This window comes from Plastoroseomonas arctica (genome assembly GCF_018128965.1).
GTDB classification, from domain to species: Bacteria; Pseudomonadota; Alphaproteobacteria; order Acetobacterales; family Acetobacteraceae; genus Plastoroseomonas; species Plastoroseomonas arctica.
In genome coordinates this window covers 37129-52608 of the sequence record NZ_JAAEDH010000013.1, presented here as the reverse complement: position 1 = coordinate 52608, position 15480 = coordinate 37129, and the positions used below count along the sequence as shown (strand labels likewise).

At 71.3% G+C, this 15480-nt stretch carries 14 protein-coding genes; 6 read left to right on the top strand and 8 right to left on the bottom strand.

Annotated features, from left to right (window positions below):
* Nucleotides 1–12: 12 nt before the first annotated feature.
* The gene (locus GXW79_RS12370; RefSeq protein WP_211874703.1) at nt 13–558 is read left to right on the top strand and encodes a nucleoside 2-deoxyribosyltransferase; all 546 of its coding nucleotides are present in this window, start codon (nt 13–15) and stop codon (nt 556–558) included.
* Here the strand turns inward: GXW79_RS12370 and GXW79_RS12365 are convergent.
* A complete protein-coding gene (locus tag GXW79_RS12365; RefSeq protein WP_211874702.1) occupies nt 540–1838 on the bottom strand; it encodes a hypothetical protein in 1299 nt (432 codons plus the stop codon). The genes GXW79_RS12370 and GXW79_RS12365 overlap by 19 nt on opposite strands.
* A gap of 97 nt (nt 1839–1935) precedes the next feature.
* Here GXW79_RS12365 and GXW79_RS12360 point away from each other — a divergent pair, with 97 nt between their 5' ends.
* The 5 genes from GXW79_RS12360 (at nt 1936) to GXW79_RS12340 (ending at nt 6627) form a co-directional block, all read left to right on the top strand.
* Nucleotides 1936–3342, top strand: a complete 1407-nt coding sequence (locus GXW79_RS12360; RefSeq protein ID WP_211874701.1) for an amidase — start codon at nt 1936–1938, stop codon at nt 3340–3342.
* Nucleotides 3343–3409: 67 nt separating this feature from the next.
* Nucleotides 3410–4294: a fumarylacetoacetate hydrolase family protein gene (locus GXW79_RS12355; protein ID WP_246503958.1), complete on the top strand. Its 885-nt coding sequence runs from the start codon at nt 3410–3412 to the stop codon at nt 4292–4294.
* Nucleotides 4291–4896, top strand: a complete 606-nt coding sequence (locus GXW79_RS12350; RefSeq protein ID WP_211874700.1) for a carbonic anhydrase — start codon at nt 4291–4293, stop codon at nt 4894–4896. Before GXW79_RS12355 ends, GXW79_RS12350 begins: the two co-directional genes overlap by 4 nt.
* Nucleotides 4897–4906: 10 nt before the next feature.
* Complete coding sequence (locus GXW79_RS12345; RefSeq protein WP_281414726.1) at nt 4907–5884, top strand: tripartite tricarboxylate transporter substrate binding protein; 978 nt, start codon at nt 4907–4909, stop codon at nt 5882–5884.
* A gap of 143 nt (nt 5885–6027) precedes the next feature.
* Nucleotides 6028–6627 carry a hypothetical protein gene (locus GXW79_RS12340; protein ID WP_211874699.1) on the top strand — a complete coding sequence of 200 codons (600 nt, stop codon included), beginning with the start codon at nt 6028–6030 and terminating at the stop codon, nt 6625–6627.
* A 28-nt stretch (nt 6628–6655) separates the two neighbouring features.
* On the opposite strand, the gene GXW79_RS12335 is transcribed toward GXW79_RS12340, so the two are convergent.
* The 7 genes from GXW79_RS12335 to GXW79_RS12305 form a co-directional block, all read right to left on the bottom strand.
* The gene (locus GXW79_RS12335) at nt 6656–8980 is read right to left on the bottom strand and encodes a penicillin acylase family protein (RefSeq protein WP_211874698.1); all 2325 of its coding nucleotides are present in this window, start codon (nt 8978–8980) and stop codon (nt 6656–6658) included.
* Nucleotides 8981–9056: 76 nt separating this feature from the next.
* Nucleotides 9057–10022, bottom strand: a complete 966-nt coding sequence (locus GXW79_RS12330) for a tripartite tricarboxylate transporter substrate-binding protein (protein WP_211874697.1) — start codon at nt 10020–10022, stop codon at nt 9057–9059.
* Nucleotides 10023–10085: 63 nt separating this feature from the next.
* The gene (locus GXW79_RS12325) at nt 10086–10826 is read right to left on the bottom strand and encodes a maleate cis-trans isomerase family protein (RefSeq protein ID WP_211874696.1); all 741 of its coding nucleotides are present in this window, start codon (nt 10824–10826) and stop codon (nt 10086–10088) included.
* An 87-nt stretch (nt 10827–10913) separates the two neighbouring features.
* Nucleotides 10914–11519 (bottom strand): hypothetical protein, encoded by a 606-nt coding sequence (locus GXW79_RS12320; protein WP_367614894.1) that lies wholly within the window; start codon nt 11517–11519, stop codon nt 10914–10916.
* A 383-nt stretch (nt 11520–11902) separates the two neighbouring features.
* The gene (gene gltA, locus GXW79_RS12315; RefSeq protein WP_211874694.1) at nt 11903–13210 is read right to left on the bottom strand and encodes a citrate synthase; all 1308 of its coding nucleotides are present in this window, start codon (nt 13208–13210) and stop codon (nt 11903–11905) included.
* Nucleotides 13211–13329: 119 nt separating this feature from the next.
* Nucleotides 13330–13809: a thermonuclease family protein gene (locus GXW79_RS12310; protein ID WP_211874693.1), complete on the bottom strand. Its 480-nt coding sequence runs from the start codon at nt 13807–13809 to the stop codon at nt 13330–13332.
* 140 nt (nt 13810–13949) lie between these two features.
* Nucleotides 13950–15479, bottom strand: coding sequence for a CYTH and CHAD domain-containing protein (locus GXW79_RS12305; RefSeq protein WP_211874692.1), 1530 nt, complete (start codon nt 15477–15479; stop codon nt 13950–13952).
* Nucleotide 15480: the final 1 nt, after the last annotated feature.

Genomic DNA, 15480 nt, shown 5'->3' with positions numbered 1-15480 from the left:
AAGGCGGGGGACATGATCTCCGCCTACCTCGCCGGCCCTGACGTGTTCCTGCCCAACGCCGGCGCGCATGCGGCAGAAAAACTCGCCATCTGCGCGCGGCACGGCATCCGCGGCCTCTCGCCGCTGAACGAGGATATCGCGACGCTCGCCGCGATGGATGAGGCGGAGGCCTGGCGCGCGATCTTCGCTAAGGATGTCGCGATGATGGAGGCGGCCGACATCGTCATCGCGAACCTCACCCCGTTCCGCGGCGCCTCTGCCGATGCCGGGACGCTGGTGGAGCTGGGCTGGTTCCTCGGGCGCGGGCGGCCCGCCTATGGCTATACGAACAGCGCGCAACCCTTCGCGGCGCGCTCGGCCGCGCAAGTGGCCGCGGTGCCCGACCCGATGGCGGGCCTGACGGTCGGCGGCTTCGGCCTGCCCGACAACCTGATGATCGCGGGTGCGGTGCGCACCTTCCTCACGCCCGAGGATGGCCGAGACCTGGCCTTCGATTCACTTGCGGTGTTCGAGGCCTGCGTGCGCGCTGCCGCGGCGGATCAGAAGCTTGCGCTGTAGAGCAGCACCGCGGCCTGCGCCTCGCTCCGCCGCCCACCCTCGACCGTCTGGCGCGCGTCGAGGCTGATCGAGACCGGCCCCAGGATCTCGATCCCCGTCGCCGCGCCGATATCGAGCGTCGCGTTCACGCTGCGCTGGCGGATGTTGTCGGGCCGTCCGAGCTCGCGCGTGCTGCGCGCCGCCTGGACGTAGCTGAAGGCGAGGGCGCCGCGGCGCAGCGTGATCGCGCCGGTGGTCGACAGCGTGCGCCGTCCCGCAAATCCCTCCGTCGCATCGAGCCGGGCGATCTCGCCCATGCCTTCGAGGACCAGGTTCAGCGGCAGCTCGAAATGGCCGCGCAGAAAGGCGAGCCGGCCATCCTCGCGCCGCGCGCGCTCCGCGGCATTCGCATCCTGGCCTGGTTCGCGCCGCGTGTAGGAGAAGGCGTAGCCGAGCGTGCTGCCCTCCGCGCCCGGGATCTCGATGTCGCTGCCGGTCAGCGAGAGGGCGAAGCCGCCCATGCCCGGCGTGTTGTCGGCCCCGCCCAGGTCGCGGCCGTTGCGCCAACGCAGCCGCCCCTCGGGCGAGGTCCAGCGCGGATGCCCGACGCCGGCGGTGAGCAGCGAGGTGTCGGCGCGGAACACCTCGAATTGCAGGATGTGGATGCCGAAGTCGGGGTTGAGCGCGGTGAGCTCGCGGATGTCGAGCTGCACCCCGAAGCCGAGTTTTTCCCGCAGTTCGTATTCGGCCGCGAGGTCGGCGCCGTAGAGGCCGGGCGCGCGCTGCCATGCGACGCCGAAGCGCGGATGGATTTTTCCCCCGAAGAAGGTCCAGGTGCCGATATCCCAGCGCAGCACCAGCGTCTCCACCCAGGCCGCGTGCGCCGGCAGGCCCTGGCTCGCCGAAGTTTGCGGAACGGGTTCGGCGCGGAACAGCGCGGCGAGGGTGAAGCCCTCCGGGAAGGCCAGGTTGATGCCGAGGTCGGTGGCGCTGGTGGCGGTCTGCCGCCGCCCCAGTCCCTGCGCGCCGGCGCGCTCCATCACCGCGAGGCTGTCGAGCGAGCCGGAGATGGTGACCGGAAAGGCCGGGGCAGGGGGCGGTTCCGGCGGCGGTGCGGGCTGCGGCGTGGCGGCGGGGGCGAAGACTTCCGGCTGGAAGTCGAGGTCGTCCTCCTGCTGGCGCAGGGCGCGGCTGCCGCCGCTGCGCCCGACGCGCGCCTCGGCCAGCTCGGCGGTGACCAGCAGCGCGGCGAGGCAGGCGGCAAGCGCGCGCAGCACGGGGGCGGACAGCATCGATCGCATGGGCGCGAGCATCGCCTCGACGCCGCGATCTGTCTCGCGAAGATTCGACGCATGGCGCGCGGCAGACCAATCTGGCCCCAGCCGGAGACCCTCGCCCATGCCCGATACCGACCCCGCCCTGCTCTCCGCCGAGGCGATGGTGACCCATTTCGCGCGTCGCACCCTCAGCCCGGTGGAGGTGCTGAAAGCGGTGATGGAACGCGTCGCCCGCTTCAACCCCTGGGTGAACGCCTTCGCCTGCATGAACCCCCAGGCCCTGCGCGCGGCGGGCGAGAGCGAGGCGCGCTGGATGGCCGGCCGGCCGATCGGCCCGCTCGACGGCGTGCCGGCCACGGTGAAGGACCTGCTCAACATGGCGGGCCTGCCGACGCGGCGCGGCAGCCGCACCACCGAGGCGACGCCTGCCACGGAGCATGCGCCGGTGGTCCTCGGCCTGAAATCCGCGGGTACGGTGATCATCGGCAAGACGACGACGACCGAGTTCGGCTGGAAATCGCCCGGCGACTGCCCGCTGCACGGCATCACCCGCAATCCCTGGGACCGCGAGCGCACGCCGGGGGGCAGTTCCTCCGGCGCGGGGGCCGCGGGGGCGGCGGGGTTCGGGCCCTTGCATGTGGGCACGGATGCGGGGGGCTCGGTGCGCATTCCCGCCGCCTGGTGCGGGCTGGTGGGGCTGAAGCCGAGTTTTGGGCGGGTGCCGCAGTGGCCGCTGGGTGCCTTCGCCAATGTCGCCTGCGCGGGCCCGATGACGCGGGGCGTGCGCGATGCGGCGCTCATGCTCAACGTGATGGCGCGCTTCGATGCGCGCGATCCCTTCTGCCTGCCCGACGAGAAACGTGACTGGCGCGACGGCATCGAGGATGGCGTGCGCGGCCTGCGCGTGGCGCTGGTGCGGCGGTGGGGGTTCGACGCGCCGCTCGACGCGGAGGGTGAGGCGGCGCTCGCTTTGGCCGCGCGGGTCCTGGCCGATGCCGGCGCGGCGGTCGAGGAGGCCGACCCCGGTCTGCCGGACACGCGCGCGATCTTCGGCCGCGTCTGGGGCGTGGCACTGGCGAAGGTGGTGGCCGGCATTCCGCCCGAGCAGCATGGTCTGCTTGACGCGGGCATCCTCGAGGTCGCGGCACGCGAGGCGGGCATGTCGGCGGTGGATTTCCTCGCCGCCGATGCGCTGCGGATCGAGGCGGCGCATGCGATGGCGCGGTTCCACCAGCGGTACGACCTGGTTCTGACGGCCGCGACCCCGACGGCGGCCTTGCCGATCGGCGGCCCGGTGATCGATGCCGCGCAGGCGCTGTGGCGGGATTGGGCCCCTTGGACCTTCGCCTTCAACCTGACGCGCCAGCCGGCGATCACTGTGCCGATTGGCCTTGACGAGGCCGGCCTGCCGCGCGCGGTCCAGTTGGCGGCAGCGCTCTACCGCGACGACCTCGTCTTGAAGGCCGCCCGCGTTCTGGAGCACGCCGTGACGCTGCCGCCCCCTCCCATGGTCAGCGCCAAGGAATAAAAATAAAAGAATGGGGTCCGGGGAAATTCCTTTCCCCGGCGCTTTCTTCTTCCCGCGGAGTCTCGCCATGCGTCTCGTCACCTACAAGCGCCCCGGCAACATCGGCGAGCGCATCGGGGCCCTCGATGCGGAGGGGGCGGTGCGTGACCTGGCCGCCGTCGACCCCGCCGTCTCGTGGGACAACATGCCCGCGCTGATCGCCGGCGGTGCCGCGATGCTGGAGCGCGCGCAGGCCGCCGCGCTCAAGGCGCCGGTGGTGCCCAACGCCATCCTGATGGCGCCGATCCCGCGCCCGCCGAAGAACGTGTTCTGCGTGGGCAAGAACTACCACGAGCATGCGAAGGAGTTCGCGGGCTCCGGCTTCGATGGCGGGGCGAAGGATGTGGTGCCGCCGTTCCCGGTGGTGTTCACCAAGCCGCACACCGCGATCATCGCGCAGGGTGAGCCGATCCTGGGAGATCTCGATCCGACCGCGGGGCTCGACTACGAGGGCGAGCTGGCGGTGGTGATCGGGCAGGGCGGGCGCGGCATCGCGCATGCCGACGCGATGAAGCACGTGTTCGGCTACACCATCGTCAACGACGTGACCGCGCGGCACCTGCAGAAGCGGCACAGCCAGTGGATCCTGGGCAAGGGGCTGGACAGTTTCTGCCCGATGGGTCCCGCGATCCTGACCGCCGACGAGGTGCCCGACCCCGGCGCGCTGATGGTCACCACCTGGGTGAATGGCGAGCAGCGGCAGCACGCGCCGGTCTCCGACCTGATCTTCGACATCCCGACGCTGATCGTCGCGATCTCGGCCGCCATCACGCTCGAGCCTGGCGACGTCATCGCGACCGGCACGCCGGCGGGGGTGGGCATCGGGTTCAACCCGCCGCGCTTCCTCGCCAAGGGCGACGTGGTGCGCATCGAGATCACCGGCATCGGCGTGCTGGAGAATACCGTCGCATGAACCGGCTGCTCGACGGCTATCGCCGCTTCCGGGCCGAAACCTGGTCCTCAGCGCGCGCGCACTACGAGGCGCTGACGCTGGGCCAGAACCCGGCGACGATGGTGATCGCGTGCTCGGACAGCCGCGTCGATCCGCAGACGGTGTTCGGTGCGGCACCGGGCGAGCTGTTCGTGGTCCGCAATATCGCCGCCCAGGTGCCGCCCTATGCGCCGGATGGCGGGTGCCACGGGACCAGCGCGGCGCTGGAGTACGGGGTGCGGGTGCTGAAGGTGCGGCGCATCGTGGTGCTGGGCCACGCGCTGTGCGGGGGCGTGCGCGGCATCGTCGAGGGCGTGCCGCCGGAGGCCAGCGATTTCGTGGGTCCCTGGGTGGGGATGGCGCACTCCATCCTAGAATGCATCCCCGTGGGGCTGAGCGGCGAGGCGACGCTCACCTGGGGCGAGGAGGCGGCGGTGCGGCTGTCGCTCGCCAACCTGATGACCTTTCCCTGGATCGCCGGGCCGGTGGCGTCGGGGGAGCTTGAGCTTGCCGGCTTCCGGTTCGGCATCCATGACGGCGTGCTGTCGGAATTGCGCGGCGCGGCCTTCGTGCCGGTGTCCTGAGGGAATTGCCATGATGACCATCACCCGCCGCGCCGCGCTGGGCGCCCTGAGCCTCGCCGCAGCGCCTGGCGCCCGCGCACAGGGCGAATTCCCCGGCCGCCCGGTGACGATGGTGGTGGCCTTCCCGCCGGGCGGCCAGGCGGATGTGGTGGCGCGCCCGGTCGCGGCCTCGCTGGAGCGGCAATGGCGCGTGGCGGTGCCGGTGCAGAACCGCCCGGGCGCGGCCGGCGAGATCGGCAATGCCTCGGTCGCGCGCGCGGCGCCGGATGGGCTGACGGTGCTGATGGCGTTGTCCTCGGTGGTGGTGCTGCCCGAGGCGGCGCGGCTGTTCGGCCGGGCGCCGGCCTATACGCTGGACCAGCTGCAGCCGCTCGCACTGGTGACGGCGGACCCGGTGCTCCTGGCGGTGCCGGCGGCCGCACCCTGGCAGACGCTGGAGGAGTTTCTGGCGGATGCCAAGCGGCGGCCGGGGGCGATCCCGTTCTCGTCGTCGGGCAATTACTCGGCGCTGCATCTGCCGATGGCGATGCTGGCGGCGGCGGCGGATGTGGAACTGCTGCACGTGCCGTTCCAGGGCGGCGGGCCGGCGCTGACGGCGCTGCTGGGCGGCCAGGTGCAGGCGCTGGCCTCGGGCCCTGGGCCCATCGCGCCGCACGTGCGGGATGGAAGGCTGCGGGTGCTGGCGAGCTGGGGGGCCAACCCCATCGCCGGGCTCGAGCAGGTGCCGACGCTTCTGTCCAAGGGCTTTGCCGGCGTCGAATACTACATCTGGTGCGGCGCCTACGCGCCAGCCGCGACGCCGGAGCCCATCGCCGCGCGACTGCGCGCGGGGTTTGCGGCCGCAGTTCAGGATGGCGACGTGGTACGCGCGCTGACGGCGGCGGGGAGTGCCATCGACTTCAGGGAAGGGGACGCCTTCGCGCGCTTCGCGGCCGCGGATGCGGCGCGGCTGGCAGCCGTGGTGCAGCGGATCGGGCGGATCGATTGAGATCCGGCCCGCGTCACCGGGCGCGGCCCGAACGACGGCAGCCGCTCGTCCAGGGCTTGAAGGCTGCGTTTCAGGCCCGAAATCATGACACTGCCGAGACGCTGGCATTCTTGCCTTTGAACGCTCGGTGTCAAAGGATCGCCATGTCCTCCCGTTTTCGGCTCTGCGCGCTGATTTTTGCCTCCATTGCCGCACCCGCGGTGGGTTTCGCGCAGCCGGCCCCAAGCGCCGAGGTTCGCATGAACGAGCTTGGCTCCGAGAATGCGCGCCTCGCGCAGCGCATCGGAACCTATGACGTCGTCCTGACATCCTGGTCTGCGCCCGGGGCGGAGCCGACGACGATCCGGGCCGTGGCCGAGCGGACCACGGTGGGCTCCATCCTCCAGGAGGTCATCACCTTCCCGCCGGGACCACCCGGGTCCGACTTTCGGCGGATCGACTATCTCAGCTTCAACCGCGTCGAAGGCCGTTGGAAATACGTCTCGATGGATGCTCGCTTCCCGGTAGGCATCATGTGGGCGACCAGTTTCGGACGCGGGCAGGACGGGCGCTTCACGGTCGTCTTCGAACCCTTCGCCCTTGCGGGTCCGGGCGCGGGGGTGACCGGCCAGATGGTGTCGATGGACCAGGCGGTCATCGAGCTCGATGCCGACCACGACGCCAAGGAGCAGCGCTTCATGCTCGCGGACGGGACCGGCGTGATGTGGCTCGCGAACCGGTACGCCTACACGCGCCGGCGCTGAACGGGCCGATGCACGCGCCGTGAGTGCGTTATTGCGGCCGTAGCACCACGCTCCCGCCGCCGGTCCCGCGCCCATCCAGCCGTAGCACCAGCCCATCCCGCCAGGCCGGCAGCAGATCGCGCCAATGCCGACTCATCGGATGGCCGGATTGCCCGGACGCGATCACCGCCAGCGTGCCGTCGGGATCGGAGAGGTCGAACACCGCGCGCAATCCGGCGCCGTGGATGGCGGTGAAATCCTCGCCGCGGAATCCAGCCCGCAGCAAGGTGTCGCCATCGCCGGAGGCCGGGACCTCCATCCGCGTCAACGCCGCGAGTGCGGGGATGAAGCGCAGCATCGGATGCTCGAACCGCGCCGCATGGGCCGCGCCCCAGCGCCAGGCGGCGGGGTCGGGGCCCTGTTCTCGGCTGATGGCGCGCACCGCCTCGCCCAGCGCCGTCGCCGCCAGCGGCCCGCAGCCGGCCGCGCCGCACCAGTGGGCGAGGCGCCCGTCCAGCACCGCGGCGAGGAATTCCTGGCTCGGGGCGTGGACGTCCTCCGCCAGCCCGGCCGTGCGCATCACCCAGCGCCCGAAGCGCTCCATAAAGGCGTTGAAGATCAGCGGCTGCGGCAGCGCGGCACTCGCCTGCCCATCCCAGGCGAGCAGCAGGTCGAGCGCCGCACCCGCCGCCCCCTCCGGGCGGGGCATGGTCGCCAGCGCCGGCAGCATCGCGCGCGCGAAGAGCGAGAGCGTGTCCACCTGCATCGCCGCGAAATCGGCCGTGCTGTGCTGCGGCCGCGCGTTGAGCAGCGCCATGGCGCGCTGAAAGCGCCAGCTGCCGGGAAAGCTCGCGGCGAGGAAGACCGGATGGTCCGGCGGCGAGGGCCGGTTGTTGGCGTTGGCGAGCAGGCCGGAGGTGGGGTTCTCGACATGGGGCATGGCGTCGAACGGCACGAAGCCGGACCAGCCCTGGCCCGGGTTCCAGCCCTCGAAGGGCCGGGTGCCGTCGCCCGAGCGGCGGAGCGGCGTGCGGCCGGTAAGATACATCGCGATCTCGCCCGAGCGCGCGGCGACCATCATGTTCTGCGGCGGCGAGGTGATGAGGGCCGCCGCCGCGCGCGCATCGGCGAGCGTGGTGCCGCGGTTGAGCGCGAGCAGCCCGGCCGCCGCGGTGTCGTTGGGCGCGAGGTTCGCCATGGCCATCGCGATCATCAGCCCGTCGGCGCGCGGGGCCGGGTCGAGGTCGGTCAGCACCGGCCCGTGGCGGGTCTCGCGCACGGTCAGCGTCTCGCTCGGCGCACCGCGAATGGCGATGGTCTCGGTGCGCGTGGTGAAGGCGCGCGGCCCCTGCGGCGTGGCGTAGCCGGTGCCCGCCGCGCGCTCATAGACCAGGTCCTGGGTGTCGGACTGGGTGGTGGTGAAGCCCCAGGCGAGGTCGCGGTTGCGCCCGATCACCACGAAAGGCGTTCCCGGCGCCGTCGCCCCCGCGAGGAAGCGCCCCTCCGGCAGCTCGATGCGCGCGAGGTACCACAGGATGGGCGCGGAGAAGGCGAGGTGGGGGTCGGAGGCCAGCATCGGCGCCCCGCCCGCCGCCCGCGCCGCGGTGACCGCCCAGGCGTTGGAGGCCGAGGCCGGCAGCGGCGCGTCGATGCCGAAGACCGGGATCTGCGCGGCCAGGCGATCCAACCCCGGCAGCGCCGCGCGCTGCTCGGCCTCGTCCGGGCGGCCCTGGGTGGTGTCCCTCGGCCAGAGCTCGGCGATGCGCTCGGGCGGCAGGCGGCCGACCAGGCGCATCCGGTTCATTTCCTCGCGCCAATTGCCCGACAGCCACAGCCCCATCACCTTGGCCCAGAGCAGGCTGTCGGCGGGCCGCCAGGGCTCGGGCGCGCCGAGGATGAGGAATTCGGGCGCGGCGAAGCGGCCATGCGCCGTGATCCAGGCATTCACGCCCTCGGCATATTGCGTGAGCGCTGCGCGCGTGGGTTCGGGCAGGGTGGCGAAATCGGCCTCCGCGCGCTGGGCGAGGCCCAGCAGGCGGGTGAAGCGGTCCAGACGCAGCGTGGCGGTGCCGGCGATCTCGGATAGCCGCCCGGTGGCGCCGCGGCGCATCATCTCCATCTGGAACAGCCGGTCGCGCGCGTGCATCCAGCCAAGCGCACGGTTGCCATCGGCTTCGGTGGACGCGCGGATGAGCGGGATGCCGTACGTGTCGAGCGTGACGGCCACGGGGGCGTCGAGCGTGGGGATCCGCACCTCGGCATGCTCGGGCGGCAGCGTCCACCAGACGAGGCCCACGGCGGCCGACACCGCGACCGGGATCAGCAGGGCGAGGGCGAGCACGCAGCGGCCGAGAAAGCGGAACAGGAATGCCATGCGGCTAGCATGGGGCGGCGGAGGAGGGTCGCAAACCCTCGGTCGGATGAATTCTGAGCCGCTGCGGTGCTGAGTCTCAGTCTGCGTAGGCGCCGGAGGCCTCAATGACCGGGCGCCAGCGCGCCACCTCCTCGGCGAGGAAGGCGCGGTGGAAGGCGATGGTCGCGCGCTCCTCGGTGGCGGGGTCGGTCAGCAGGTCGGCGAAGCGGCGGCGCAGGGCGGGGTCGGCCATGGCGCCCCGCAAGGCGGCCGAGAGCCGTTCCTGGATGGGCTCGGGCGTGCCGGCGGGGGCGTAGAAGCCGTGCCAGGTGGACATGGCGATGGTGGGAAAGCCCGCCTCGGCGGTGGTGGGGATGGTGGGCAGGCCGGGCAGGCGGGCGGGGCTGCTCACACTGAGCGCGCGCACCCGGCCGTCGCGGATGAAGGACACTGTGTTGGTCGCCTGGTCGCAGAGCAGGTCGACGCGGCCGGCCATGAGTTCGGCGATGGCCGGCGCGGTGCCGCGGAAATTCACCATGGTCGCCTGCGTGCCGGCCGCGCCCTGGACCAGCAGCGCGCAGAGGTTGGCGGCCGAGCCCAGCCCGGCGGCGGCGAAGTTCACGGCATCGCCGCGCTGGCGCAGGTCCGCCATCGCGCCGCGCATGTCCTCGGCGGGAAAGTCGGTGCGCGCGACCACCGTCATCGCCGCATCGGAGACGAGGCCCAGCGGGGCAAAGCTGGTGAGCGGGTTGTAGGACAGGCGGCGGTAGAGCGTGGCCTGCGACGCCAGGCCGATATTGTTGATCAGCAGGGTGTAGCCATCGGGCCTGGCCAGGGCGACGCGGGCGGGACCGGTCGTGCTGCCGCCGATCGCTTCCACCACCACCGTGTTGTTCAGTTGGCGCCCGAGCGCCTCGGCGGTGATGCGGGCGATGGTGTCCGTGGGACCGCCCGCGGCACCGGCGGCAACGATGGTGATGGGCCGGCTGGGGTAGGGTTGCGCCAGCGCGTGCAGCGCGACGAGGGCGAGCGGGATGGCGGCGATCGCGGCGCGGCGCAGCATGGGCGTCCTCCTCGTCTAGGCCGGTTGGTCCGGGCCTTCGGGAGGCAGTCTGGAACGGAAGCCCTACAGGGTGAAGAGGCGCCCGTGCCGGGCCAGCGGCGCGGTCGGTGCACCGGCCGCGCGCAGCGCGCCCCAGAGCGACACGGCGATGGAATCGAGCACCGGGACGCCGGTCTCCGCCTCGATGGCGGCAGCCCCTTCGGTGCCGCGGAAATTGGTGCAGTGGATGATGATGGCGTCCGGCCGCTCCGCCGCGACCTCGCGGACCAGGGCGTCCACCTTGGCGGCGGGATGGCCGGCGAAGCTGAAATTGCCCGGGTCCTCCAGATGGCGCTCGGCGATGGTGGCGATGCCGGCGGCGGCGAAGTTCGCGACGATGGCGTCCTGGATCTCCGCAAGGTAGGGCGTCACCAGCGCGATGCGCCGGGCGCCGAGGGCGGCCAGCGCGTCGTGCAGCGCGAGTGTGGCGGTGATGCAGGGCAGGCCGGTCGCGGCTGTGGCCGCGGCACAGAAGGCGCGGTCGGCGTCCAGGCCGAGCCAGGACCCCGAGGTGCCGTTCCAGCACAGCGCATGGACCTGTGCGTCGGCCAGGAACTCGGCGGCAGCGACCATCGGCGCGGTGTCGAACTGCGCGTTGAGCGCCGGGTCCATGCCGATGCGCAGCACCCGCAGCCGCTGGAAATGCGCGGTAGTGTGCGGCGTGCCCGCCAGCAGCCAGGCCGTCGCGGGCTCCAGCACGGTGTTGGAGGAGGGCGTGAGCATGCCGAGGCGGGTGCCCCCCATCCGTGCCGCGTCATCGTGCATGAAGGCTGTCTCCAGGGGCGTTCCACCCGGCCGATGAACCAAACATCCCGCGGATGCAAGCACGCGTGGCGCGCCTGGTCTTGCGGCTCAGGCGTGATGCATGAACGCCGCACTGACCGAGGCCCGCGCGATCAGGCTGCGCAGCGCGGGGTTCTCATGCCCATCCTGCGCGGTCAGCGCCTCCATCGGGCAGAAGAACTCGTGCCCATGGGCCACCTGGTGCCGGGCGAAGCCTTCGTAGTTCTTCCCCCGCAGCCCGTAAATCACGCGCAGGTCGCGCACCGGCAGGATGAGCGCCTGGGTCGGCTCGTGCTTGTGCAGCCCGACGATGCGCCAGCGCGGCGTGCCGGGCGGGAAGCCGTCCACAGGCTGGTCCTCGGTGTCGTTGAACAGCCAGGGCAGCGGGCAGCAGACCTGGAGCGAGCAGGTGCTGGGCGCGAAGCGGGCGCGCTTGTCGAACATGTTCTGCGTGGTCGAGCAGGCCTCGATGCAGAGGATGTCCACATAGGGATCGTCCGGGTTCGGCCCGAAACAGAGCCACAGCCCGTCCGGGATGGTGCGCATGTTCCGGCTGCCGGGCAGCTTCAGGTAGGGCTGGGAGGTGATGTCGTTGCCCGGGCGCCCGCGCAGCCAGCGGCCCGGGAAGGGTGCGCCGGGTGGGTGCTGCGGCCAGGCTTGCAGTCGGGTGCGCACGAGGTTGTCAAAAGGCTTGGGACCGAAAGGGCGGGAGATTGCGTTCATAGGTTGAGTTCTCACAAAGATTTGCAACTCAGAGATTCATCATTCGTTATAATTTGGAACAAAATCAAGAGACTTTCGAATGATGCTATCAAGGTTTTTCCCGCATAAGTTGTGTTCAGAATCAAATCGAATCAATTGAGTCATGCATGAATCAGCAGCCAACCCGCAGCCAGCCGCTAGCCAATAGAACGCACGCGAGATGACGCCTCCCGCGTGGTTCTTCGTTTCTGTTCTGATGTGATTTCGTTCCGGACTGGATCCGGTCAGTCGCGCTGCATGGGCCGGCGCGACGACGGCGAGCAATTTGGGGGGTGAACCCACCCCCCAATGCTTGCTCAGGCGCGGGCGTCGAGCTTCACGTAGTCGCGCGTGGTTGCACCCGTATACACCTGCCGCGGGCGGCCGATGCGCTGGGTCGGGTCCTCCATCATCTCTTTCCACTGGCTGACCCACCCGACGGTGCGCGCCACGGCGAAGATCACCGTGAACATCGACGTCGGGATGCCCATCGCCTTGAGGATGATGCCCGAGTAGAAATCGACGTTCGGGTAGAGCTTGCGCGAGATGAAATACTCGTCCGTCAGCGCGATGCGTTCGAGTTCCATCGCGAGCGGCAGCAGCGGCTCGTCGTTGACGCCGAGCTCCTTCAGGACCTCGTCGCAGCTCTGCTTGAGGATCTGCGCACGCGGGTCGAAGTTCTTGTACACGCGATGGCCGAAGCCCATCAGTTTCACGTCGGAGTTCTTGTCCTTCACCTTCGCGATGAAGGCGGGAATGTTGTCGACATGGCCGATCTCGGCCAGCATCTTCAGCACCGCCTCGTTGGCACCGCCATGGGCGGGGCCCCACAGCGCCGCGATCCCGGCCGCGATGCAGGCGAAGGGGTTCGCCCCGGTCGAGCCCGCGAGGCGCACGGTCGAAGTGGACGCGTTCTGCTCGTGGTCCGCATGCAGGACGAGGATGCGGTCCATCGCGCGCGCGAGCACCGGGGAGACCTCGTAGGGCTCGGCCGGCACCGAGTTCAGCATGTGCAGGAAGTTCGCCGCGTAGCTGAGGTCGTTGCGCGGATAGATGAAGGGCTGGCCGAGCGCATACTTGTACGCCCAGGCGGCGATCGTGGGCACCTTCGCGATCAGCCGGAAGGCCGAGATGCGCCGCACCTCCGGGTCATGGATGTCGAGGCTGTCGTGGTAGAAGGCGGCGAGTGCGCCGACCACGCCGCACATGACGGCCATCGGGTGGGCGTCGCGGCGGAAGCCGTTCAGGAAATTCCGGATCTGCTCGTGCAGCATGGTGTGGCGCGTCACGCCGGTGGTGAATTCGGCAAGCTCCGCCGGCGAGGGCAGCTCGCCATGCATGAGCAGGTAGGCGACCTCGACGAAGTCGCTCTGCTCGGCCAGCTGCGCGATCGGGTAGCCGCGGTAGAGCAGGATGCCCTCGTCGCCGTCGATATAGGTGATCTTGCTGTCGCAGGCGGCGGTACCGCCATAGCCGGGGTCGTAGGTGAAGACGCCGAGCTCGTTGTACAGCTTGCGGATATCGGCGACCTGCGGGCCGAGCGTGCCGCTGACCAGCGGCAAGGTCAGGCTCTTGTTGGTGCCGTCGAGCGTCATGGTCACGGATTTATAGGCCGGCTGGCTCATGGCATGGATCCTTGGCGAGGGCGCGGCTGGCGGCCGCATGTTGCACCGCACGATATCGGCAGGCGGGCCGAAATGGCAAACCTGACAGGCCGTTAACCAAGCCCCACGAAGCGGTGCGCCTAGCGCTGCGTCCAGGCCGGGGTGGTGCCCGCCCACAGGCCGCGCGCCGCGCGCCGGGCCTCCTGCTCGACCAGCCGCAGGCTCGCGCCATCGGCCGCCGCGAAGCCGGATGCCACGAGGCCAGCATTGAGATCGAGCCCGCCAGCGCTGCAACTGCCCAGGCCGCGGCCGAAGCTATCCCGGCCGGAGACGCGGCAGATCACCGGGCGGCCGGCGATGAGCCTGGCGAGGGCAGCGGCGGCGGCATCCCCGCAATCGAACCGCGCCCCGCCCGCGTCGCGGCAGCTCTGCCCCCGCTCGGGCGCGTCGAGATTGGCCAGGCGGAGGACGCGTTCACCCAGGCGCAGGGTCTCGCCATCGACGATCCGCACGTCGCCAAACTGCGCCGACCACTCCTGCTCGCGCGGCGCCGAACCGAACAGGTTCGTCGGCAGGCCAAGTCCCAGGAGCAGGGAGGTGAGGGCGGCGACCGTGAACACGGCGAAAGCCCCGCCAAGGCGTCTGGCGGAGGGTGCAGGGCGGAATATCCGGCGTCTCGGCAACATCGAGCAGCTCCGAAGCGGTCAGCGTAACAGTATACCGCAATGCGGCAGACATCTCACTGAAACGTGAATGGCGGCTACCAGAAGGGTCCGGCAGCGTCAAGCGCGGTCCAGGTATCCTCGGCATCCCGACGGATTCGCACCGCCTGAGCCTGCGCCCATCCGGTCACGACACCGATGGCGAAGGACCGCTCTGCGCGGCCATTGGCCAGTGACTGCGCCAGATTGGACGCCACTGTCGCGTCATTGGCAAGCCCCAGCGCCTCCTGCAAGGCCGCCAGGCGCTTCTGGAAACGTCGCGTTCGGCGCGGGGCAAACAGGGGTGCGAAGAGTTCCGCCGCGTAGCGCAGGCGCTTCGCGTCCAGCCGCATCTCGTGCAGGCGCTCCCCGTCCATCGCCTCCATCCCGGCGGCGTCGCGGGCGAGCCCCTTCCAGCGGCGGCCGAGCAGGTGGGCGCCGAACGCCTCGAGCGGCGTGGCCTGCAGCGCCAGCGCATCCGCCGATGCGCCCTCGCGCCAGGCGAGGGTCGCCGGAAACGCCGCCAGCTCCCAGGCGATGGCGCGATACCCAGGCCCCGCGAGGAAAGCCTCGAGCGCGACATAGGCTTCCTGCCGGCGCTGCTCGGCGGCGTCGAGGAACTGCGCGATCGGGCGGTTGCCGGGCATCGCCTCGGCCACCTGGGCGCCGAGACCGCGGGTGAAGACGTCCCAGTCCCGCGCCGGGCCAAGATAGGCGAGCAGGGTCTTGAGACCGTCCTCCAGCGCGCGCGGCGCCGGTCCGTCGGCGGCCTTGCGCATCAGCTTGAGCATCGAGCGCAGGCGGCGCAGCCCGACACGCATCTGGTGCACGCCCTCGGGCCCGGCATCGGCGCCGACCAGGGGGGCCATCGCGAGCACCGCATCGGCGAGATGCCCGCTCGCCTGGGCCAGGGCGTCGGCCACCGTCTCCGCCGTCGCGAGATCGGGCGCGCCGCGCCGGCGCGGCCGGGCGGGGATGCCGTGGGCCAGCGCCCGGGCTTCCTCGGCGAGGCTCGCGAGCGGGGGCAGGGCGGGCAGCTCGGCCGCGATCGCCTGGATCATGGCGACGACGGCGCCGGGCGGCCCGGTGAGCGTGAGGCGCGCGATCTCGCGCTCGGCAGCCACCGCGCGCAGCTTGCCGGTGCGCAGGATGGCGGTGACCGGTCCGGCCGGGTCGTCGAGGGTGAAGCTCAGCCGGCGGCCGTCGAAGGCGGCGATCGAGATGTAGGGCGCCTCGGGCGCGCATTCGGGCAGCGTCTCGATCGGCAGGGTCTCGGGCGCGGCGCCGGGGTGGCTCGCACCGTGCGGGGCGGGCAGGGCGCGGATCAGGCTGCGCTGCCCGCGCGGCGATTGCTCCAGCGCGAGGCCCTCGGCCGCGAGCGTCCCGGTCGGGGTGTCGAGCCAGAGCAGGCTCTCGGCTGCGCCGCGGCTGCGCCCGTTGCGCCGGGCCGCGATCGCCGGCAGGCGCGACAGGCGCGCGGCATCCTCGGGCGGTAGCGCAACCTCGAGCGTGAGGCTCGCCGCCGCCGGCGGTTCGGGCGGCGGCGGGATCTCGATGATCTCGGCCGTCGGCACGTCCTGGTCGGGCATG